19 protein-coding genes are annotated in these 21646 nt (G+C 63.5%); 18 read left to right on the top strand and 1 reads right to left on the bottom strand.

The window, feature by feature from the left end:
• The first annotated feature begins 2 nt into the window (after positions 1-2).
• From dapF to AX284_RS08535, 15 genes are all read left to right on the top strand, one after another.
• Positions 3-833, top strand: coding sequence for a diaminopimelate epimerase (gene dapF / locus AX284_RS08605; protein ID WP_068384651.1), 831 nt, complete (start codon positions 3-5; stop codon positions 831-833).
• On the top strand, positions 830-1516 hold the full coding sequence (locus AX284_RS08600) for a DUF484 family protein (protein ID WP_017639383.1): 687 nt from the start codon (positions 830-832) through the stop codon (positions 1514-1516). The genes dapF and AX284_RS08600 overlap by 4 nt, the downstream gene beginning before the upstream one ends.
• Positions 1517-1531: 15 nt before the next feature.
• Positions 1532-2425, top strand: a complete 894-nt coding sequence (gene xerC / locus AX284_RS08595; RefSeq protein WP_064307778.1) for a tyrosine recombinase XerC — start codon at positions 1532-1534, stop codon at positions 2423-2425.
• Positions 2422-3144, top strand: a complete 723-nt coding sequence (locus AX284_RS08590) for an HAD family hydrolase (protein ID WP_068384648.1) — start codon at positions 2422-2424, stop codon at positions 3142-3144. The genes xerC and AX284_RS08590 overlap by 4 nt, the downstream gene beginning before the upstream one ends.
• A gap of 959 nt (positions 3145-4103) precedes the next feature.
• Positions 4104-5483, top strand: a complete 1380-nt coding sequence (locus AX284_RS08585) for a hypothetical protein (protein ID WP_017639380.1) — start codon at positions 4104-4106, stop codon at positions 5481-5483.
• 44 nt (positions 5484-5527) lie between these two features.
• Entirely contained in the window at positions 5528-6700 is a 1173-nt protein-coding gene (locus AX284_RS08580; RefSeq protein ID WP_068384646.1) for a DegT/DnrJ/EryC1/StrS family aminotransferase, read from the top strand.
• Between the two features lie 19 nt (positions 6701-6719).
• Positions 6720-8255, top strand: coding sequence for an oligosaccharide flippase family protein (locus AX284_RS08575; RefSeq protein WP_026083658.1), 1536 nt, complete (start codon positions 6720-6722; stop codon positions 8253-8255).
• Position 8256: 1 nt separating this feature from the next.
• Complete coding sequence (locus AX284_RS08570; protein WP_017639377.1) at positions 8257-9192, top strand: glycosyltransferase family 2 protein; 936 nt, start codon at positions 8257-8259, stop codon at positions 9190-9192.
• Positions 9193-9249: 57 nt separating this feature from the next.
• The gene (locus AX284_RS08565) at positions 9250-11463 is read left to right on the top strand and encodes a polysaccharide biosynthesis tyrosine autokinase (RefSeq protein WP_017639376.1); all 2214 of its coding nucleotides are present in this window, start codon (positions 9250-9252) and stop codon (positions 11461-11463) included.
• 39 nt (positions 11464-11502) lie between these two features.
• Entirely contained in the window at positions 11503-12033 is a 531-nt protein-coding gene (rfaH, locus tag AX284_RS08560; RefSeq protein ID WP_068384644.1) for a transcription/translation regulatory transformer protein RfaH, read from the top strand.
• Positions 12034-12068: 35 nt separating this feature from the next.
• The gene (locus tag AX284_RS08555; RefSeq protein ID WP_017639374.1) at positions 12069-13067 is read left to right on the top strand and encodes a glycosyltransferase; all 999 of its coding nucleotides are present in this window, start codon (positions 12069-12071) and stop codon (positions 13065-13067) included.
• Complete coding sequence (locus tag AX284_RS08550) at positions 13064-14311, top strand: glycosyltransferase family 4 protein (protein WP_017639373.1); 1248 nt, start codon at positions 13064-13066, stop codon at positions 14309-14311. The genes AX284_RS08555 and AX284_RS08550 overlap by 4 nt, the downstream gene beginning before the upstream one ends.
• 30 nt (positions 14312-14341) lie before the next feature.
• Entirely contained in the window at positions 14342-15430 is a 1089-nt protein-coding gene (locus AX284_RS08545) for a glycosyltransferase family 4 protein (RefSeq protein ID WP_064307772.1), read from the top strand.
• Positions 15431-15467: 37 nt separating this feature from the next.
• A complete protein-coding gene (locus AX284_RS08540) occupies positions 15468-15782 on the top strand; it encodes a hypothetical protein (protein ID WP_068384643.1) in 315 nt (104 codons plus the stop codon).
• 45 nt (positions 15783-15827) lie between these two features.
• A complete protein-coding gene (locus AX284_RS08535; protein ID WP_068384641.1) occupies positions 15828-17027 on the top strand; it encodes a glycosyltransferase family 4 protein in 1200 nt (399 codons plus the stop codon).
• Between the two features lie 3 nt (positions 17028-17030).
• On the opposite strand, the gene AX284_RS08530 is transcribed toward AX284_RS08535, so the two are convergent.
• The gene (locus tag AX284_RS08530; protein ID WP_068384639.1) at positions 17031-17894 is read right to left on the bottom strand and encodes an isocitrate lyase/PEP mutase family protein; all 864 of its coding nucleotides are present in this window, start codon (positions 17892-17894) and stop codon (positions 17031-17033) included.
• A 298-nt stretch (positions 17895-18192) separates the two neighbouring features.
• Here AX284_RS08530 and AX284_RS08525 point away from each other — a divergent pair, with 298 nt between their 5' ends.
• The 3 genes from AX284_RS08525 to AX284_RS08515 all read left to right on the top strand — a co-directional run bounded on the left by AX284_RS08525 (position 18193) and on the right by AX284_RS08515 (position 21632).
• Positions 18193-19401 (top strand): methyltransferase, encoded by a 1209-nt coding sequence (locus AX284_RS08525; protein ID WP_068384758.1) that lies wholly within the window; start codon positions 18193-18195, stop codon positions 19399-19401.
• A gap of 138 nt (positions 19402-19539) precedes the next feature.
• On the top strand, positions 19540-19752 hold the full coding sequence (locus AX284_RS08520) for a hypothetical protein (protein WP_017639367.1): 213 nt from the start codon (positions 19540-19542) through the stop codon (positions 19750-19752).
• A 470-nt stretch (positions 19753-20222) separates the two neighbouring features.
• Positions 20223-21632, top strand: coding sequence for an undecaprenyl-phosphate glucose phosphotransferase (locus AX284_RS08515; protein WP_017639366.1), 1410 nt, complete (start codon positions 20223-20225; stop codon positions 21630-21632).
• Positions 21633-21646: the final 14 nt, after the last annotated feature.

Genomic DNA, 21646 nt, shown 5'->3' with positions numbered 1-21646 from the left:
CCATGCAACTGCGCTTCACCAAGATGCACGGTCTGGGCAACGATTTCATGGTCCTCGACCTGATCAGCCAGCACGCCCACATCCAGCCCAAGCACGTCCGTCTGTGGGGAGATAGAAATACCGGGGTTGGCTTCGACCAGTTGCTGATCGTCGAGACCCCGACCACGCCTGACGTGGACTTTCGCTATCGCATCTTCAACGCCGATGGCTCCGAGGTCGAACAGTGCGGCAATGGCGCCCGCTGCTTCGCCCGCTTCGTCTTCGACAAGCGCCTCACGGTCAAGAAGCAGATCCGCGTCGAAACCAAGAGCGGCATCATCGAATTGCACCTCAAGGGTGATGGCCAGGTGCGCGTCGACATGGGCGCACCGCGTCTGCAGGCCGCCGAGATCCCCTTCATCGCCGAGGCGGAGACCCTGAGCCATGCCGTCCAGGTCGACGGCGAGTCGGTCGAGCTGGCGGTGGTCTCCATGGGCAACCCCCACGGCGTGCTGCGGGTCGCCGACGTCGACCAGGCGCCGGTGCTCACCCTCGGACCCAAGCTGGAGTGCCATCCGCGCTTTCCGCAAAAGGCCAACATCGGCTTCCTACAGATCATCGACGCCCAGCGCGCCCGCCTGCGGGTCTGGGAACGCGGTGTCGGCGAAACCCGCGCCTGCGGTACCGGCGCCTGCGCCGCCGCCGTGGCCGGGATTCGCCAAGGCTGGCTGAAATCGCCGGTCAGCATCGAGTTGCCGGGCGGTCTGCTCAACATCGAGTGGGACGGCGTCGGCCAACCGGTGCTCATGACCGGTCCGGCCACCCGTGTCTATGAAGGCCAGGTAAGAGTATGAGCGATACCCCCGAACTGACCGCGGACCAGGTCGCCGACTGGCTGCTGGACCACCCGCACTTCTTCGCCGATCGCGAAGAGCTGCTGGCGGAGATGCGTGTCCCCCACCAGCGGGGGACCGCCATCTCCCTGGTCGAGCGGCAACTCGGCCTGCTGCGCGATCGCAACGGCGAGATGCGCCATCGCCTGGCCCACCTGATGGACGTGGCCCGGGACAACGACCGGCTGTTCGACAAGACCCGCCGGCTGATCATCGGCCTGCTGGACGCCAACAGCCTCGAAGAGGTGATCGGCACCGTCGAGGACAGCCTGCGCCATGAGTTCAAGGTGCCCTACGTCGGCCTCATCCTGTTCCACGAGCACCCGCTGCCGGTCGGCCGCAGCGTCACCCCCGCCGAAGCGCAAAAGGTGATCGGCGGCCTGCTGGGTGGTGAGAAGACCACCAGTGGCGTCCTGCGCGCCCACGAACTGGCCTTCCTGTTCGGTGACTCGGCCAAGGAAGAAGTCGGCTCGGCTGCCGTCGCCGCCCTCTCCCACCAGGGCCTGCATGGGGTCCTGGCGATCGGCAGCCCCGACCCCCAGCACTATCGCAGCAGCCTGGGCACGCTGTTCCTAAGCCATGTGGCGGAAGTCCTGGCGCGGGTACTGCCCCGCTTCCCCGTCCCCTTGCGCACGGTGCGCTGAGCCCGGGAGCGGAGCATGCAGATCCAGCTCGATGCCTATCTCGACCATCTGCGCCTGGAACGCCAGGTTTCGCCCCACACCCTCGACGGCTACCGCCGCGATCTGCGCAAGCTGCTGACCTTCGTCGAAGCCGAGGGGCTGAGCGACTGGGGCGGCCTGGACAGTCGCCGCCTGCGCGCCCTGATCGCCCAGCTGCACCGGGCTGGCGCCTCCAGCCGCAGCCTGGCGCGATTGCTTTCAGCCTGTCGCGGCTTCTATCTCTACCTGATTCGCGAAGGTCACTGCAGCCAGGACCCGGCCCATGGGCTTTCGCCGCCCAAGGCCCAGAAGGCCCTGCCCAAGGTGCTCGACGTCGACCGCTCCATGCAGCTGCTCGACGGCGCCGTGGAAGACGACTTTCTCGCCCTGCGCGACCAGGCCCTGCTGGAACTCTTCTACAGCTCCGGGCTGCGGCTGTCCGAACTGGTGGGTCTGGACCTGGCGGATGTGGACCTGGCCCAGGGCCTGGTTCAGGTGCGCGGCAAGGGCAACAAGGAACGGGTGCTGCCCATCGGCAGCAAGGCTCGCGACGCCCTGGAGACCTGGCTCAAGGTCAGACCCCAGGCCGCCCCGCGTGACGATGCCCTGTTCATCGGCCAGCGCGGTCTGCGGCTGACGCCCCGCGCGGTGCAGCTGCGGGTGCGCGAGGCCGGCGTCCGCGAACTGGGCCAGCACCTGCATCCGCACATGCTCAGGCACAGCTTCGCCAGCCACATGCTCAGCGCCTCCGGCGATCTGCGCGCGGTGCAGGAGCTACTCGGCCACGCCGACATCGCCACCACCCAGATCTACACCCACCTGGACTTCGGCCAGCTCGCCGAGGTCTATGACAAGGCGCACCCCCGCGCCAAGCGCAAGGCCAGCCGATGACGATTCGCCTCGTGACCTTCGACCTCGACGACACCCTCTGGGAAATCGCTCCCGTCATTCATTCCGCGGAAGCCCTGCTGCGCGACTGGTTCGCCGATGCCGCTCCGCGGCTGGGCAGCGTTCCGGTGGAGCACCTCTGGGCGATCCGTGATCGCCTGCTGCAGCAGGACGCCGGGCTCAAGCACCGGGTCAGCGAGATGCGCCGCCGGGTCATCCACCAGGCACTGCTCGATGCCGGCTATGGCGAACCCGAGGCCGCCCAGCTGGCCGAAGCGGGCTTCGCGGTCTACCTGGCCGCCCGCCAGCAGGTCACCTTGTTCGACGACGTCCACCCCACCCTGGAGCAACTGGCCGATCGCTACACTCTGGGCGTGCTTACCAATGGCAATGCGGACGTCCAGACCATCGGCCTGGCCGACTACTTCCGCTTCGCCCTGAATGCCGAGCAACTGGGTGTCGGCAAGCCCGACCCCACGCCCTTTCTCGAAGCCCTGCGCCTCACCGGCATTCCCGCCGAGGCCACCGTGCACGTCGGGGACAACCCCGTGGATGATGTCGAGGGCGCCCAGCGCGCCGGTATCCGCGCGGTCTGGTTCAACCCCTTGCAGCATCCCTGGCAGGGCCCCGGCAAACCGGATGCGGAGGTCCGCAGCCTGAGCGAGCTTCCCGCCGTGCTGGAGGGATGGTCAGGCAGACCGAAAAATAGTAATACTAAATAATGAAAAGCTGAGTTTTTCGCGCTTGCCAGCCGTCTGCTTGCTCCTTCGATTCTGTTAACCAATCGTCAAAATATTCGTCACACTTGCAGCCCGCATTAGCAGGTGCTTTGCGACTCTCTTCACCAAAAACTTCGGGAGCTGACGGTTTTTTGCCAAGCACACCTCATTTGGCCGTCTATTCCCTAAGAACAACAGCAGTAATGGCCGTCTCGCTGACCAACTTCCCCTGCCGGACCTCGCGTTGACAGTCCAAACCCTTTTGACAATCATTGCCGCAGATTCGAAGTAGCGCTGGGATTGCGCGCTGAATCTGCTGCCGTACAGGTCAGGGAAGACAGCATTACCTCCCCCTCCTCTGCGTCTCGCCGATGGTTTCTCAAGTTTCTGGACGTTGCGTTGTCAGGCCTTGATATCGGTAACTAAACCCTCTGCTCATTCCGTCCAGGTGCAAACCCGTGCGGTAGCCATGTCCGAACAGGACCGGTTACCAGCCAAGACGCGGTAAACCTGTGCGGTAGCCATGCCCAGGCGCTGGACAGAGCGGGACGATCACCGTGCCAGCGAGCACCTGCAGGACTACATGGATGTCATCTGAACTGGACTTAATTCTCTTTGCTCACGCAACTTCGGTCTTGCCTGAAACGGGCAAGCGAATGGCGGTGCGGGCAAACAAGCTACCGCGGGCTTCAGCGCCCTGCGTGCTGGTTCGGATCAGTTCGAAAAGAGTGGAAAGCGCTCGCTAGACAGTCTCGAGCAAGTTGGCGAAGTCCTGGCACTGACAACCAAGCATTAGTTATCTGCACTGGCTGTCGCGGGTCCTGACCGACGTTCATCAGACGGTCATTTACTCAATAAAGATTAAAAAGCTCTGCTGCATTTTTTGCTGACTGCCGGGCACGGCGAAAGCCAGTTTCAACCACGTTAATTGCGCCCTGATGGCGCACGGAGAGGATGCCCCGATGGCAAGGAATGATCTATCGGAAGCGACATTAGGATGTCTAATTGGCGGCGCTGGTCCGGCGGGCCTGGGATTCCTGTTCAATGCCATCAAGCGTGGCGCCCTGGAGCAGCTGGCCCAGGCGGGCACCATCATCGTCGACGCCGGGACCGAACTCGGTGCCGGCAAGCTGGGTGACTATCAGATCATCGCCAACTCGGTGAGCGACGTCTTCCTTGACTGTCTGCGCGACCCCCTGTTGGCGCCCATCCTGGCGCCGCTGCAGGCCTCGCCGACCTTTCGCCACCTCAAGTTGAATGCCCAGGAAGCGCCGGCGCTGCCCATCGTCGGCCAGCTCTTCCAGCAGGCCGCCGGCCTGATCCTGCCCTGGCTGGAACGCCAGTACGGTATCCCCACCTGGCGCCAGACCCGTATCACCGAGGTCACCTGCGAAGGTTCGAGCTATGTCGTCTGGCTGGAACAGGCCGGCGCCATCCGCCGCGTGCGCACCTCCAGCCTGGTGCTGAACCTGGGCGGCAAGCAGACCCGCTCCAGCTTCGAGGAAAGCAGCCAGGCCATGGGTCTGCAGCTGCCCCAGAGCGCCTCGATCGACAGCTCCGACAGCCTGCTGCGCCTGCAACCCGAGGCCCTGCGCCAGCGCTATCGTGCCCGTCTTAAGGATGGCGGTCCGATCTGCGTGGTGGGCGGGTCCCACAGCGCCTTTTCCGCCCTGGACAACCTGGCCAGTGCCCTGCACCACGACGGCCTGCGCGAACTGACCCTGGTCCATCGCTCGCCGATCCGACTGTTCTACGAGACCGCTGCCGAAGCCCTGGCCGCCGGCTATGACTTCGACCCGCTGCAGGACATCTGCCCCATTTCCAAGCGGGTCAACCGCTCGGGCGGGTTGCGCTACCGAGCCCACGAGATCGGTCGCCAGGTCCTGGCCGGTCAGGCCATCGGCGGCACTCCGGTCAAGGTGAAGACGCTGCAACTGGATGGCAGCGCCGAGCGCCTCGCCAGCGCCCAGACGCTGTTCGACAGCGCCGCCCTGCTGGTTCAGGGCATGGGTTACCAACCCATAGTGCCCGAGCTGCGCTGCCAGGACGGTCGTCCGCTGACCCTGCGCACCCTGCGCGGCGGTCTGGATTCCGACGCGGCCGGCAGCCCGCTGGACCAGCACGGCCAGCGCCTCAAGGGCCTGCACCTGTTCGGCCTGGGTTCGGGGTTAGCGGTCGACCCCCGACTGGGCAGCGAAGCGTCCTTTTCCGGACGCATCTATGGGGTCTGGCAGTTCCACAACGATGCCAGTCGCGAGGCCCTCGAATCGGTTCTGGAGCGGCTGGACAAGCCCGGCGTCCCCTTCCGGCCGATGGCCAGCCCCGTCGCCGAACACGCTTGACCGAACCGACACGTATCAAGGACTCGATAAGCAGGTACCGGATCATGATCAATGTGACCAAGCCCTACCTGGGCGACAAGGAACGCTTCAAGGCGTATATCGACAAGATCTACGCCAACAACTGGATCACCAATCAAGGCCCTCTGCACGCTCAGCTCGAAGAGCGCCTGCGCGATTATCTGGGTGTCAGAAACATCATCCTGGTCAACAACGGTACCCTGGCCCTGCAGGTCGCCTATCGCGCCCTGGGCCTGTCCGGCAGCGCCATCACCACGCCGTTCAGCTTCGTCGCCACCACCAGCACCCTGCACTGGGAAGGGATCCGCCCGGTCTTCGCCGACATCCACCCGGAAACCTGGAACCTGGATCCGGCCAACGTCGAAGCCGCCATCGAGCCTGACACCTCGGCCATCGTCGCCACCCACGTGTTCGGCAATCCCTGCGATGTCCGTGGCCTGCAGCAGGTCGCCAACCGCCACGGCCTCAAGGTCGTCTACGACGGCGCCCATGCCTTCGGCACCCGCTTCGAAGGCCGCTCGGTGCTGCAGTGGGGCGACATCACCACCGTCAGTTTCCACGCCACCAAGCTGTTCCACACCATCGAAGGCGGCGCGATCATCACCGAAGACGACGAGCTCGCCGAGCGCGTCCGCCGCATGATCAATTTCGGCATCGTCGATGCCGAGCGCATCGAAGGCGTGGGCATCAACGCCAAGCTCAACGAGGTATCCGCGGCCATGGGGCTGTGCATCCTCGACGAGCTGGAAGACATCCTGGCCCGCCGCGCCGTCATCGGTCAGCACTATGAGCGACGCCTGCAGGGCGCCTTCGACCTGCAGCGCCCCACCTACGGCAGCCAGCTGAACTACAGCTACTTCCCGGTGGGCCTGCGCGACGAGCCGAGTCTGCTGGACACCAAGAGGGCCCTGAACGCCGTCGGCATCAATCCGCGCCGCTACTTCTATCCGTCGCTGGAAACCCTGGACTACCTGCAGCCCCAGGCGATCAAGCCGGTCTCGCGCAAGCTGAGTCACCGCATCCTCTGCGTGCCGCTCTATCCGGACCTGCCGCAGGCGACCCAGGACCTGCTGATCGACACCCTGCTGTTGGCACAACAGAAAAAGACCAGCATGGAATCCCTGCGGGCACTCATCACCCCGGCACAGCTGCTGCCGAGCTGGGATTTTCCCGGCGACTCCTCTCCTGTTCTAACTTGATCCTGGCCCGCTATCTCCCATGACCAGTCCCGCGAAAGTGTCGGTGTTGCGCAACACCCTGATCAATTATGCCGGCCAAGCCTATGCGCTGCTGATCGGCATCTTGATCCAGCCGATGTATCTCGGTCATCTGGGTGCCGAAACCTATGGTCTGATCGGCTTCTTCGCCGTGCTGCAGACCTGGCTGCAACTCCTCGACGTCGGCATTTCCGCCTCGCTGGTACGTGACGTCGCCCATGGCCGTGGCCAGACCGGCGCGGGGCGTACCCGTGGCCAGCTGCTGCGCTCGCTGGAATTCATCTTCATCCCCCTGGCGACCCTGGCCTTCGTCGCCATCGAGCTGAATTCGGAATGGATGGCGGGCCACTGGCTCAACGTCCAGGGCCTGCCCACGGAGACCGTGGCCCACTGCATCGGCCTGATGGGGCTGATGATCGCCTTCCGCCTGCTGTCGACGCTGTACAAGAGCGGCGTCCAGGGCGTCGAGCTGCACGGCTGGCTGAATCTGGTCAACGTACTGATCGCCACGGTGCGCTATTTCGGCGGCCTGATCCTGGTGATGTGGATTTCCCAGGAGCCGCTGGACTTCTTCGTGTTCCAGGCCTTCGTCGCCGTGTTCGAGATGCTGGTCTATGCGCTCAAGGCCTATCGCCTGCTGCCCAACCCCACCTGGTGGAGCGGCTTCGACTGGCAGCGGGTCAAGCCCATCGTGCCCTTCGCCCTGAGCATGTCCTTTACCTCGATCCTGTGGATCGCCCTGACCCAGCTCGACAAGCTGGTGCTGTCCAAGGCGCTGCCCCTGGCCGAGTACGGCTACTTCAGCCTGGTGGCGCTGATCTCCACCGGCATCGTGACCCTGACCAATCCATTGGTGCAGGCGCTGCTGCCGCGCATGACGGTGCTGGTGTCCCAGGACAAACCGCTCGAACTGGAACGCCTCTATCGCAACGCGGCGCGCTTCGCCTTCGCCATCCTGCTGCCGCTGGCGGCCATGGTGGCCTTCCATGGCGAGGCGCTGATCTTCGCCTGGACCGGCGACAAGGTCTCCGCCCACTGGAGCGAACCGATCCTATTCTGGTACGCCCTGGGCTCGGCGCTGCTGGCTCTCAGTCAGTTCCAGTTCTATCTGCAGTACGCCTACGGCAAGTTGCGCCTGCACGTCTGGTACAGCCTGGTGTCCGCGGCCATTTCGGTGCCCATCGTGATCCTGGTGGTCCTGCATTACGGCGCCTACGGCGCGGCGCTGGCCTGGTTCTTCATGCGCCTGATCCCCTTCGTGATCTGGCCGATGATCGTCCACGGCCGCTTCGCGCCGAATCTGCAGCGCTACTGGAACCAGGACCTGCTGGTAGCCGTGGTGGTGACCGCCATCGGCGTGGGCCTGAGCAAGTTGCTGTACCAAGAGATTCAACCGCAGGAGCGGTTTGCCATTCTCGCCACCCTCGCCCTGAGCGGTGGCCTGACCCTGGTGTTGATGGCGCTGAGCTATGTGCTCTGTTCTCCGAAACAGACCCGCTCGCGCCTGTTTTCCCAACTCTACAAAGCAGGTATCTGACATGGACGCTCGGACCGAAGCAGAGATAATGAAGAACTGGCCGACGGATTGCAGTCGGCCGGTCGCCAGCATCGTCTGCCTGACCTTCAACCATCGCGACTACATCGGCCAGGCCATCGATGGCTTTCTGCGCCAGCAGACCGATTTTCCCTTCGAAATCATCATCAACGATGACGCCTCGACCGATGGCACCCGGGAAATCCTCCAGGACTACGAGCGCCGCTATCCCCGGCTGATCCGTCTGATCCTGCAGAAGGAAAACCAGTACAGCCAGGGCAAGCCCTATGGCATGCCGGTGTTCCAGCACGCCCGCGGCGACTACATCGCCTATTGCGAAGGTGACGACTACTGGAACGACCCGCGCAAGTTGCAGCTGCAGGTGGATTTCCTGGAGCGCAATCGGGACTACGCCCTGACCTTCCACGCCTCCTATGCCTTCAACAGCAAGGGGATCGTCAATCCGCAGCGTTTCAGTGGCCAGGATCACTACGACCGCAGCGAAACCGAGCTGAAGAAGGCCCTGCCGCTGTCCACCCTGACCGCCTGCTTCCGCAATGTCCTACGGGAACTGCCGCCGGAGCTGGAAACCGCTGCGCTCATGGACATCGTCTGGTGGTCGCTGCTGGGTGCCCACGGCAAGGGCAAGTTCATGGACGAGATCCGCCCCGCCGCCTACCGCGTGCACGAGAACGGGATCTTTTCCATGCGCGCCAGCCAGAAGCGCCTGCAGATGGATCTTCACACCCAGTACTGCCTCGCCAACTACTACTACCGGCTGGGCGAGCGTGACCTGCATGTCTTCTTCTTGCGCCAGGTCCTGAGTCTTTCGCTGTCCTCGATTCCGCCGACCCAGAAGGTCAAGGCGCTCTTGCGGGCGGTAAGCAACATCACCCTCAACATCGGCCGACGCTTCGCCCCCAAACGCGTCACCTACTGAACGTACACAGAGCAGTTTTCCGGCTGCGCTGTATCCAGCTAAAAGGAAGGGACCCCAATGACCGTCATGCAGCGCTCTTCGTTCGAACAACACGAAGAACAACACCTGGACCTCAAGACGATGGCCCTCACGCTTCTTGATCACAAGAAGCTGATCGCGGGCATCACCGCGGGCTTTCTCGCCGTGGGCATCACCTATGCCGTGCTGTCCACCCCGCAGTACATCGCCGGGGCGATGATCCAGATCGAACCCAAGAAGAATGCGCTCACGGCGGTCGCCGAGACCGTGGTGCGCCCCAACTCGGCCTCGCCGGCCGTGGCCGAGATCGAGCTGCTGAAATCCCGCGCGGTGCTGGCCAAGACCGTGGAGAACCTGCGCCTGGACATCGAGGCCAAGCCACGCTTCTTCCCGCTGATCGGTCACTACCTGTGGCGCACCTACGAAGCCGACAAGCCGGGTCAGCTGGCGGACAGCTGGCCGCAACTGCGCGGCTTCGCCTGGGGCGGCGAAAAGATCGACGTCTTCCAGTTCGATGTCCCGGACGACATGTACGGCGAGACCCTGACGGTGGTCGCCGGTAGCAACGGTCGCTATCGCCTGCTGGACAAGGACAAGCAGCCGCTGCTGGATGGCCAAGTCGGCCAGATGGCCAGCGGTAACGGCTACCGCATGCAGATCAAGACCCTGACCGCGCGCCCCGGCACCGAATTCAAGGTGACCCGCAACCGCGTCATCACCACCGCACAGCTCTATCAGAACCGCATCAAGACCAGCGAAGCGGGCAAGGAGTCGGGCATCATCTATCTGTCCCTGGCGGACGAGAATCCCGACCTGGCCAAGAGCGTGCTGTCCGAGATCAGCCGCCTGTACGTGCTGCAGAACGTCGAGCGTAGCTCGGCCGAAGCGGCCCAGCGCCTGGACTTCCTGCGTGGTCAGCTGCCGGCGGTGCGCAAGGACCTGGAAAGCGCCGAAGCGGCCCTGAACAGCTATCAGACCAACAGCCGCTCCGTGGACATCAGCCTGGAAACCAAGGCGGTCCTGGACAAGATCGTCACCCTCGACACCAACATCTCCCAGCTCAAGCTCAAGCAGGCCGAATACGATCGCCTCTATACCCGCGATCACCCCAGCTACAAGACCCTGCTGAACCAGCTCGCCCAGCTGGAAGTGGAAAAGCGCAGCCTGCAGCGCAAAGTGGAAGCCCTGCCCAGCACCCAGCAGGAACTGCTGCGTCTGAATCGCGACATGAAGGTCACCAACCAGACCTATCAGCTGCTGCTCAACCAGGCCCAGGAACAGGACATCATCCGCGCCGGCACCATCGGCAACGTGCGCCTGGTCGACAACGCCGACGTCAACCTCGACGAGCCGGCCACCAACCGCAAGATCGCGCTGATCCTGTCGCTGCTGCTGGGTCTGGTGACCTCCGTGGTGGTGGTCTTTGTCCGCCAGGCCTTCCAGAAGGGCATCGAGAATCCCGACACCGTCGAGCAGATCGGCCTGCCGGTCTATTCCACCCTGCCCTTCACCAAGGACCAGGAGCGCCTGAACCGTCGCCTGAAGAAAAAGACCCGTACCGGCGAACCCAATCTGCTGAGCGTGGTGCAGCCGGCCAACCTGGCGGTGGAGTCCCTGCGCAGCCTGAGATCCAGCCTGCACTTCGCCATGCTGGAAGCCAAGAACCGGGTGATCATGATTTCCAGCCCGACCCCGGGCGTCGGCAAATCCTTCGTCTCCAGCAACCTCGCCGCGGTGGTCGCCCAGTCGGGTCAGCGCGTGCTGCTGATCGACGCCGACATGCGCAAGGGCTATCTGCACCGCGTGTTCGGCCTGCAGCCGCAAGCCGGCCTGTCCGAGCTGCTGACCGGTCGCAGCAAGCTGCGTGAAGCCATCGTCCCGAGCGGTATCGCCCAACTGGACATCATCAGCTGTGGTCAGTCCGCGCCGAATCCTTCGGAGCTGCTGATGCACGCCAACTTCTCCCGTCTGCTGGACGAAGTGGGCGGCCTCTATGACCTGGTGATCATCGATACCCCGCCGATCCTGGCGGTGACCGATGCCGCCCTGGTGGGTCGTCTCGCCGGCACCACGCTGCTGGTCACCCGTTTCGGCCAGAGCACCCTCAAGGCGGTGGAGAACTCCCGCCGGCGCTTCGCCCAGAACGGCATCACCATCAAGGGCGCCATCCTCAACGGCGTGCAGCGCAAGGCCTCGACGTCCATGGAAGACGATGGCGTCTACGGCTACTACGAATACGGCCCCCGTACCTGATACGCCGCAACCGATCGCCCCTAGAGAAGGAACTCGCCCATGACGCTCGCCCCTCCCACCGGTCACTGGTATCTGGTGCAGACCAAGCCCAATCAGGAAGCCAGGGCCGAAGAAAACCTGAGCAGACAGGGCTATGTCTGCTTCCGGCCCCAGCGCGAGCGCAAGGCGTCCGGCAGAAGTCGTGCGGTTGGCAGCGAGTCGCTGTTCCCGGGGTATCTGTTCATTCAGCTCAATGACGTGAACGACAACTGGTACCCCATCCGCTCGACGCGCGGCGTCAATCGGATCGTCAGCTTCGGCACCCAGCCGACGGCGGTGAGCGAAGGCATCATCGACGACATCCGCCAGCGACTCGCCGCCCTGGCGGAACCTGCGCCCGCCCACCAGCCCGGCGCGACCGTGCGGGTGCAGTACAGCCAGGAGCTGGAAATGGACGCCGTGTTCCTGAGTGCCGATGGCAACGAGCGGGCCATCATCCTGCTGCGCATCCTGCAACGCGAACAACGGGTCAGCGTCGCTCTTGATCAACTGTCGGCAGTCGCCACCGTCAACCAGCGGCTGCGCGCCTGACCAAGAACTGTAAGGCTCTTTGGAGGAATCTGTTCATGCAATGCAAGACCACGGTCGTTACCGTCACCTACGGCAATCGCCTCGGCTATCTGGAGCAGCTGGTCACCCGCGCCCTGGCCGAACGCACCATTCACCAGGTCGTCGTGGTGAGCAATGCGGCCACGGTGTCGCTGGATAGCCTCGAAACCCGCTGGCCCGGTCAGGTCAAGGTGATCGCCCTGAGCGAGAACACCGGCTCCGCCAACGGTTACGCCGTGGCCCTGGAAGCCGCTCTGGCCAGCGACACCACCCATATCTGGATGATGGACGACGACAACGCCCCCCTGGGCGATGCCCTCGACGTGCTGCACCGCCGCCTCGATGAACTCGGCGCCGTCCATGGCCGCGACAAGGTCGCCGTGCTCGGCTATCGGCCGACCCAGCAGGCCGACATCGCCCAGTGCATCCCGACCAAGATGATCACCCAGCCGCGTTCGAGCTACTTCGGCTTCCACGTGGCACGCATTCCCTACAAGATCTGGCGCCGCCTGCCCTGGGGCCGTCCGCGCGGTGGCCAGCCGGAAGCCCTGGTCGAGCTGCCCTTCGCCCCCTATGGCGGCATGCTCGCCCACCGCAGCCTCTATGAGCGCATCGGCCTGCCCCTGCGCGAGCTGGTGCTCTATTCCGACGACACCGAGTACACCTACCGCATCACCCAGGCCGGCGGAAAGCTGTTCATGGTCACCGAGGCGGAACTCGAAGAGCTGGAGCACTCCTGGAACATCAAGGAAGGCACCAGCAACGTCTACCAGAACTACCTGCAGGCCGGCTCGGACTTCCGCGCCTACTACGCCGCGCGCAACCAGGCCTGGTTCGACAAGAACGTCTGGGCCAGCTCGCGGCCGATGTACAACCTCAACCGCTACGTCTTCCACACCCTGCTCAAGTGGTTCGCCCGTGATGACAAGAGTCGCCAGCGCCTGGCGCTGATCCGGCAGGCGGTCCAGGACGGCGAAACCGGCGCGCTGGGGATAAACCGCAGCTATCCGCTATGAAACTGCTCTTTCTCAACAGCTTCTATCCGCCCCATGTGGGCGGTGGTGCAGAGCTCATCCTGCAACGCAGCGTGGAAGGCTTCCAGCAGCGTGGCCACGACGTCGCCGTGCTGGTGACCGGTCCCGAGCAGGGTGTGCATGAGGAGACGGTGAACGACGTCCGCGTCTATCGCGCCGGGCTGAAGAACTTCTACTGGCCCCTGACCCAGCAGCGCCCCGGTCCGCTGGCGCGCTTCGGCTGGCACTTTCGCGACCAGTACAACAGCGCGATGCGGACACCCCTGCGCCAGGTCCTGCAACGGGAAAAGCCGGACCTGGTGGTGTGCCACAACCTGTCCGGCTGGTCGGTAGCGGCCTGGGACGAGATCCGCGCCAGCGGCGTCCCCATCGTGCAGGTGCTGCACGATATGTATCTGCTGTGCCCGAAGAACACCCTGTTCAAGAAGGGCCAGAGCTGCCAGAAACTCTGTGGCAGCTGCGCCGCCCTGCGCCGGCCCCACGCCGAGCAGTCCGCCAAGGTGGATGCCGTCGTCGGCGTCAGCCGCTATCTGCTGGACACCATCGTCAACAAGGGCTACTTCGGCGGCGTTCCGCGCCAGGTGATCCACAACGCCAGCCTGATCGCCGGCAGCAATGGCGAAACCTCGACACCCAGTCCCGAGGGCGTCGTCCGCTTCGGCTACATGGGCACCCTGTCGGAAAACAAGGGGGTGGGCTGGCTGATCGAGCAGTTCCAGCGGCTGTCACTCAACGCGACCCTGACCATCGCCGGCAAGGGCCAGCTGGACTACGAAACCCAGCTCAAGGCCATGGCCGATCCGCACAAGGTCAGCTTCGTCGGCTATCAGAAGCCCGAGGACTTCTACCGGAACATCGACGTCTTCGTGGCGCCGTCGCTGTGGGCCGAGCCCTTCGGCATGGTCGCCGTCGAGGCCTGCGCCTTCCAGAAGCCGGTCATCGCCACCCGCATGGGCGGCCTGCCGGAGATCGTCCGGGATGGTGTCAACGGCCTGCTCTGCAACGCCGACGACCGCGACTCCCTGGGCCGCGCCCTGCAATGCCTGCATGACGATGCCGAGCTGCGCCAGCGGCTGAGTCTGCTGAGCCGCACCGCGGTGGCCGATCTGCTGAACATGGACACCATGCTCGACCAGTACCAGGCGCTCTTCGAGGACGTGCTGGGCAAGGCGCAGCACGGCGCCACCAAGCAGCTTCACGTCCCTCACACACAGCTTTCCAACTGATCCACCCAGGTCACGGCAACGGGCAGAATCATGATCATCGTCAATTCCCGCTTCATCACCCAGGATCTTCGCGGCGTCCAGCGCTTCGCGGAATGCATCTCGCTGGAGCTGGCGAAGCTGAGATCCGACCTGCGCTTCGTCGCGCCGCCCGGCGCCGTCAGGCCCGAGGTGGCCAAACGGCTGGGCATCGAAGTCATCGGCACCCGCCAGGGCCAGCGCTGGGAGCAATGGGACCTGCCGAACTGGCTGAAGAGCCAGGGCAGCCCGCTACTGCTGTCACTGTGCAGCACGGCGCCGCTGCTCTACAGCAACCAGATCGCCACCCACCACGACATCAACTACGTGCGCTTTCCCGAGAGTTACTCGTGGAAATTCCGCACCTCGTACCGCTGCCTGATTCCCATGCTGCTCAAGCGCTCGAACGCCCTGATCACCGTGAGTGAATTCTCCCGCGACGAGATCTCGCGCTTCTATCGCTACCCGAGCGACTCGATCACTGTCGTGCCCAACGCCGTGGCCGACGCCTTCACCCTGGCGCCGCGGATCGACAGCGTCGACACCCCCTATCTGCTGGCGGTGTCCTCGCCCAGCTACCACAAGAACTTCTCACGGATGCTGGAAGCCTTCGCCGCCCTGCCGCGGGACCTCAAGGTCGAATTGCGCATCGTCGGCGACAGCCACGCCGTGTTCGGCCAGAGCGATCTGGCGACCCTGGCGGCCAGGGATCCGCGGGTCAAGCTGCTCGGCCGCATCGACGATGGCGAACTGGCGCGCCAGTATCGCCAGGCCACCGCCTTCGTCTTTCCGTCGCTCTACGAGGGGTTCGGCATCCCGCCCCTGGAAGCCCAGGCCTGCGGCTGCCCGGTGATCTCGGCCAATACCGCCTCCATGCCGGAAGTGCTGCAGGACAGCGTCCTCTATTTCGACCCCTACGAGACGGCCAGCATCACCCAGGCGATGCGCACCATCCTGCAGGACGCACCGCTCAGGGAGGCGCTCCGCGCCAAGGGCCTGGCCAACATCCAGCGCTTCAACTGGCAGACCTCCGCGAGAAAGGTCTCCGACCTGCTGGACAGCGCCCTGGCGACCACCACGAAGTCCGCGGCCAGGGCCGCCTGAAACGACCCCACAACAACAATTCAGCGATCAAGAACTCATGGAAGAGACAAGCAAAGCCATGGCTGGCCAGCGCCGTTCCTCTGTACCCCTGACGCTCGACGAATCGAACGTGTCCGGACGCGTCCTTCAGGTCGCTGATTGCCACCTTCTGCGCAGCAACTCGGACGACACCGCGGCAGAGACCGCGGAGCGCCCGGAGAACGCTGAATGTTTCGAAACGCCTGCAACAGACGCCGTCTTTGCAAAAAGCCCAACCATCAAGTTGCACGAACTCGACAGCGCTTCGGACGACATCGAGATCACCCGGCTGCCCTGGGGATATGCAGTGACCAGAAAGACCCGCACTCCATGATTCAGCACCAGCACTTGATTTCATTTCACGCTTAAGGAAGACGACATGAAAATCGCCATCGTTCACGATTGGTTGGTAACCTTTGCTGGCGCCGAACGCGTGCTCGCCGAACTGCTCGACATCTGGCCGGAGGCGGACCTGTTCAGCGTGATCGACTTCCTTTCGGACGAAGATCGAGCGCAGCTGCAGGGCAAGCAGGCGACGACCACCTTCATCCAGCGCCTGCCGCAGGCCAAGAAGCGCTATCAGACCTACCTGCCGCTCATGCCGCACGCCATCGAGCAGCTGGATCTGTCCGGCTACGACCTGATCATCTCCAGCAGCCATGCGGTGGCCAAAGGCGTCCTGACCGGTCCGGACCAGCTGCACATCAGCTATGTCCACTCGCCCATCCGCTACGCCTGGGACCTGCAGCACCAGTACCTCAAGGAAGCCGGGCTCGATCGCGGCCTGAAGGGCAAGCTGGCACGCGTCATCCTGCACTATGTGCGCATCTGGGATCAGCGCACCGCCGCCGGCGTGGATGCCTTCGTCGCCAACTCCCACTTCATCGCCCGGCGCATCAGTAAGGCCTATCGCCGCGAAGCCAAGGTCATCTATCCGCCGGTCGACATCAGTCGCTTCACCCCCAGCGGCGGCAAGGAGGACTTCTATCTCACGGCCTCGCGCATGGTGCCCTACAAGCGCATGCCGATGATCGTCGAAGCCTTCAGCTCGATGCCCGACAAGAAGCTGGTGGTGATCGGCGCCGGCCCCGAATTCGAGAAGGCCAAGGAGGTCGCCGGTCCCAACGTCACCCTGCTGGGTTACCAGGACTTCGACTGCCTGCTCGACCACATGCGCCGAGCGCGGGCCTTCGTCTTCGCCGCCGAGGAAGACTTCGGCATCACCCCCATCGAAGCCCAGGCCTGCGGTACCCCCGTTATCGCCTATGGCCGGGGTGGCGTGCTGGAAACCGTACGCGGCCTGGATGCGCCCCATCCCACCGGCGTCTTCTATCCGGAGCAGAGCGTCGCCTCGCTGTGCGCCGCCGTGCGCCAGTTCGAAGCCCTGGAAACGCCGATCAGCCAACAGGCGTGCCGGCAGAATGCCGAGCGCTTCGCCACCAAGCGTTTCCGTCAGGAAATGCGTGCCTTCGTCGAAGCCCGGGTTGCCGCGCTGCATCTGCCCGCCGATCTGGATCTGGAGATCGTCACGCCCTTTCCCAGCAAGGGTCTGCAGCCGAGTTCGCTGAGCACCGCCTGATCGTTACTCCTTCACGTCCATGAATTCCCGCGCCCAGACTCGATACTCCTGCAGTGTCGAGTACTTGGTGGACAGTTCGGACGCGGACAGGTCGGACGCGGTGATGTCGCGCTGCTCTCTCAGGCAATCGTAGGTCGCCTTGATCGCCGCGAAGTAGGCGGCATGACCATTCACCACCACCCGCACCCCGGCCTTGGACAGGCGGGCGTTGTCGCGCAGCTGGGGATTGCCGTAGGTCACCAGCATCACCGGCACGCTCAGGTGCTGGGTGATCTCTTCCAGATGATCGAAGTCACGAATCCCGACCATGCAGATGCCGTCCGCGCCCGCCGCCTCATAGGCCTTGGTACGGGAGATGACCTCTGCGGTGCTCAGTTCGGTGGCGTTGGTGCGGGCAAAGATGCTCAGGGCTTCGTCGATACGGGCTTCCAGCGCACCCTTGATCTTGCCGATGCCCTCCTCGACGCTCACCAGGTCGGTGGACTTGCGGCCATAGCCGGCCGGTAGCACGGTGTCCTCGATGGTCAGGGCAGCCACCCCGGCGCGCTCGAGCTCGGTGATGGTACGCATGACGTTCAGGGCATTGCCGTAGCCGTGATCGGCGTCGGCGATGATGGGCAGCCGGGCGACCCGGCCGATGCGAGTGGCCTGTTCGACGAATTCGCTCAGGGTGATCAGGGCGAAGTCCGGAGCGGCGAGCACCTGCAGGGAAGCCACCGACCCGCCGAGGATGCCCATTTCGAAACCGAGGTCGTTGGCGATGCGCGCCGACATGGGATCGAAGACGGACGCCGTGTGGTAGCAGCTGTCCGATTTCAGCAGGGCTCTGAACGCTAAGCGCAGCTTGTGCGGGGAGGTTGGCTTCATAGAATTTTCCTTCTGGGATAAACCGAACAGACAATGTTAGCGCGACAAGTAGTGGTCACACGACCAGATGTCCGGCTTTGAGATAAATCGATTCATCCAACTGACCCACGGTCGCCGTTCGGCCTCGCCGCTCAGGCGCCGCAAGCCACAGGTCGAAACTCGCGGAGAACGGATCAGCCCGGGTAACCCGCCGCTTGGCCAGACGCTGGAGATTTCGATACCCAAGCATGCCCGGGCAAAGTGACAATAGTGGCCAGGCTCAGCCTTTCTGCCAATCCCGTCATTGCCCAATGCCATCATGCTTGCTGCCGACTTTCTAGACCGCTTCACCGCCCTGGATCTTTTCCTGACTCGGCATCAGCACCTGTGGCGGCCCAGACCCTTCGTCGAGCGTGAGCTGCCCTGGGAGTCGAGCTGCCCGGAACTGGCCGATTGTTTGCGCGCCCGCAGCCTGGAAGCGGCGGAGGCGGCCCATAATACCCCTCAGCTCCTGGCTGCACCTGAACCCTTCCACTCCCTGGCCAAGACCTCGCTGGCGCTCACTCAGGTCCCCGAATACCAAGACGCTCCTGGCCGCAATCTGTCCGGCAGGCAAGACGTCGACGTACCGGGGCGCAAGTGGCTGCAGATCGAGGCCTTCAGCCGCAAGCTGGACTTCCAGCGACCGGTGCGGCGCTGGGTCGATTGGTGCGCGGGCAAGGGCCATCTGGCCAGGCACCTGACCTATCAGGGTGCACCAGCGGTCTGCCTGGAGGTCGATGCGGCCCTCGTCGCGGAAGGCGCAAGGCTCAGCCACCGGGCCCGGGCCTCCGTGCACCATTATCAGGCCGATGTGCTCCAAAGGCTGGCAGGCGACCAGCTGGGCAGCCGCGACACACCCGTCGCCCTGCATGCCTGCGGCGACCTGCACACCCAGCTGCTCAGGGTGACGGCAGCGCGCGGCTGTCAGCAACTGGCCCTGGCGCCCTGTTGCTATGACCGCATCTCCGCCGAAGTGTATGGCCCCTTGTCCGCGCCGGCGAAGGCCTCGGCACTGCGGCTGGACCGGGAAGCCCTGCGTCTGGCCCTCTGTGAAACCATCACCGGCGGGCAACGGGTACGCCGGGATAGAGACCTGTCCATGGCGCGACGGCTGGGCTTCGATCTGCTGCAACGCGAAGTCACGGGGCGCGATGTCTATCTCAATACGCCGCCACTGCCCAGCCACTGGCTGCGCCAGCCCTTCGCCGCCTTCGGCGAAGAGCTGGCAAGACGCAAGGATCTGCTGCTGCCGAACGGAATCGACTGGCCGCTCTGGGAAAGGCGAGGCTTCCAGCGGCTGGCGGAAGTTCGTAATCTCGAGCTGTTGCGCGGCCTATTCCGCCGTCCCCTGGAGCTCTGGCTGGTATTGGATCAGGCGCTGTTCCTACAGGAGCAAGGTTACAGGGTGACGCTGGGGACCTTCTGTCCAGCCCACCTGACACCGCGCAACCTGCTGCTGACGGCAGAAAAACCCCATTCGGCCTAGGCTCACAGCCGCTCTATCCTGCACGTTTGTCGGAATCTGAGCGACGGAATGTAAAAAATACCTTTTGGTGATGGACTTCTCACAAAGTCTGCACAATAGTTAGGTTGCAATCTCGCAAAAAAAGCAGGAATAACAAAAATGCGCTACTACCTGCCCGTTTGGACCGGCGTCGCCGGTTGCCTCGTCTTCGCCCAAGCCCAGCTGCCCTGGCTTGCGGTGGCCTCCCTCCTCGTCAGCTGGTCCTTCTTGCTGTTCTCGCACGACAACGCAAGGAATTCAGCCTGGCATTCCAAGATCTCCACCCTCCCCGTCAATTCCCCCTTGAGCTTTCAGTCCCACCATCGCCATTGAGGCGTGCTCCAGGCCAGGGACTGGCCTACACCCGACCTGACAGGTCTGGCTGTCTCATTGTTTAGTGAAGCAGCGCACAAATCCTGTATCCCGCATTAAAGTCCGACGGAACGTTTTCCTCCCTTCTGCTGCCTGGACAAACCGCTCATCGCACCCTGCGACGAGAGAAGTGTGCCGGCCGTCCGCCCGCACTGTGACGCACTCCCTCCTTCTTTACATCCCCTCTCCTGCCGCACCTCGTCTGGCGTGCTATTTGCCCTGATTTGGGCTTGCTCGACAGCGCCTCCCCGCCTTTCTACCGTGTGAACCTCTTAATCAGTGCCGAGTCCTAACGTCGCTACAGCCATCATGGCATTTAGCGATCGGTGGCCAGTCATCGGTCCTAGAGCGCCATAGTGAACATTTCAGACGCTGGTAGCTGCCTCGCCCAGTTGAAAGTTCGTGCACGGTATACGCACAAGGATGGAACCATGAATTTGAAAGAACGCGGCATTTTGCATACGAATTCCTCGGCAATCTCGCTCGCACACCGCCTGCTCGACCTCGCCGTGATCACGCTGAGCGCCTACGTGGCAGGTACCTGGGCGTCGGAAACCGGCATGCGTCCCGAGCATTGGGTCGTCATCTTCCTGTCCTTGCTGATCTTCCATTTCCTCACCGAGCTGAACCACGTCTATGGTTCCTGGCGCGGTGAACGCATCACCGATGAACTGCTCAAGATCGCCACCTACTGGGTGCTGACCTTCGCGACCGTGTTCATGGTCGACTACTTCTTCTTCGACCAGTCCTACCTCTCGCCTGGCGTGATGCAGGGCTGGCTGGGCCTGACGCTGGGTACGCTGTGCGGCTATCGCGTGCTGCTGCGCTCGATCATGCACTCCCTGCGCAAGGCCGGCATCAACACCCGCAATGTCGCCATCGCCGGCAACGGCATGGTCGCCCAGCGCCTGGCGCACACCATCAGCACCGCGCCCTGGATGGGCCTGCGCATCGCCGGGTTCTACAGCGACAACCAGGACACCGGTGAAGAAGGCGTGCCCAGCCCAGTGCTGAATGGCGGTCTCGACCGGCTCATGCAGGACGTCCGCTCCGGCCAGGTCGACAAGGTCTACATCACGCTCGGCATGGCCGATCAGAGCAAGATCAATTGGCTGGTCCAGGAGCTGAGCGACACCACGGCGTCCGTCTACATCATCCCGGACATCTTCATGTTCCACCTGCTGCATGCCCGCAGCGAAAGCCTCGATGGCCTGCCCAGCATCAGCATCTTCGATACCCCGATGGATGGCGCCAGCCACATCGTCAAGCGGATCGAGGACATCGTGTTGTCTTCCATCATCCTGGCCATGATCTCCCTGCCAATGCTGGCCATCGCCATCGGCATCAAGATCACCTCGCCCGGTCCGATCTTCTTCAAGCAGAAGCGCTACGGCATGGATGGCAAGCCGATCGAAGTGTGGAAATTCCGCAGCATGAAGGTCATGGAAAATGGCGCCAAGGTCACCCAGGCGACCAAGAATGACACCCGCATCACCCCGTTTGGTGCATTTTTACGACGTACGTCTCTCGATGAATTGCCTCAATTCATTAATGTACTCCGCGGCGAAATGTCCATCGTCGGTCCCCGCCCCCATGCCGTCGCTCACAACGAGCAATACCGCAAGCTGGTGCAGGGCTACATGCTCCGCCACAAGATGAAGCCCGGCATTACCGGTTGGGCTCAGGTCAATGGCTGGCGCGGCGAGACCGATACCCTGGACAAGATGCAGAAGCGGGTCGAGTTCGATCTGGACTATATCCACCACTGGTCTTTCTGGTGGGACGTCAAGATCATCTTCCTCACGCTGTTCAAAGGCTTCATCAATAAGAACGCATACTGAGACCGGCCGGGGCC

The sequence above is a fragment of the Pseudomonas sp. HUK17 genome (assembly GCF_001566765.1).
This window is presented reverse-complemented; position numbering and strand designations above follow the sequence as displayed.

Bases quoted from the DNA above. Each gene is read 5' to 3' on its own strand.
- dapF (WP_068384651.1), top strand. From the start codon at position 3: ATGCAACTGCGCTTCACCAAGATGCACGGTCTGGGCAACGATTTCATG.
- AX284_RS08600 (WP_017639383.1), top strand. From the start codon at position 830: ATGAGCGATACCCCCGAACTGACCGCGGACCAGGTCGCCGACTGGCTG.
- xerC (WP_064307778.1), top strand. From the start codon at position 1,532: ATGCAGATCCAGCTCGATGCCTATCTCGACCATCTGCGCCTGGAACGC.
- AX284_RS08590 (WP_068384648.1), top strand. From the start codon at position 2,422: ATGACGATTCGCCTCGTGACCTTCGACCTCGACGACACCCTCTGGGAA.
- AX284_RS08585 (WP_017639380.1), top strand. From the start codon at position 4,104: ATGGCAAGGAATGATCTATCGGAAGCGACATTAGGATGTCTAATTGGC.
- AX284_RS08580 (WP_068384646.1), top strand. From the start codon at position 5,528: ATGATCAATGTGACCAAGCCCTACCTGGGCGACAAGGAACGCTTCAAG.
- AX284_RS08575 (WP_026083658.1), top strand. From the start codon at position 6,720: ATGACCAGTCCCGCGAAAGTGTCGGTGTTGCGCAACACCCTGATCAAT.
- AX284_RS08570 (WP_017639377.1), top strand. From the start codon at position 8,257: ATGGACGCTCGGACCGAAGCAGAGATAATGAAGAACTGGCCGACGGAT.
- AX284_RS08565 (WP_017639376.1), top strand. From the start codon at position 9,250: ATGACCGTCATGCAGCGCTCTTCGTTCGAACAACACGAAGAACAACAC.
- rfaH (WP_068384644.1), top strand. From the start codon at position 11,503: ATGACGCTCGCCCCTCCCACCGGTCACTGGTATCTGGTGCAGACCAAG.
- AX284_RS08555 (WP_017639374.1), top strand. From the start codon at position 12,069: ATGCAATGCAAGACCACGGTCGTTACCGTCACCTACGGCAATCGCCTC.
- AX284_RS08550 (WP_017639373.1), top strand. From the start codon at position 13,064: ATGAAACTGCTCTTTCTCAACAGCTTCTATCCGCCCCATGTGGGCGGT.
- AX284_RS08545 (WP_064307772.1), top strand. From the start codon at position 14,342: ATGATCATCGTCAATTCCCGCTTCATCACCCAGGATCTTCGCGGCGTC.
- AX284_RS08540 (WP_068384643.1), top strand. From the start codon at position 15,468: ATGGAAGAGACAAGCAAAGCCATGGCTGGCCAGCGCCGTTCCTCTGTA.
- AX284_RS08535 (WP_068384641.1), top strand. From the start codon at position 15,828: ATGAAAATCGCCATCGTTCACGATTGGTTGGTAACCTTTGCTGGCGCC.
- AX284_RS08530 (WP_068384639.1), bottom strand. From the start codon at position 17,894: ATGAAGCCAACCTCCCCGCACAAGCTGCGCTTAGCGTTCAGAGCCCTG.
- AX284_RS08525 (WP_068384758.1), top strand. From the start codon at position 18,193: ATGCTTGCTGCCGACTTTCTAGACCGCTTCACCGCCCTGGATCTTTTC.
- AX284_RS08520 (WP_017639367.1), top strand. From the start codon at position 19,540: ATGCGCTACTACCTGCCCGTTTGGACCGGCGTCGCCGGTTGCCTCGTC.
- AX284_RS08515 (WP_017639366.1), top strand. From the start codon at position 20,223: ATGAATTTGAAAGAACGCGGCATTTTGCATACGAATTCCTCGGCAATC.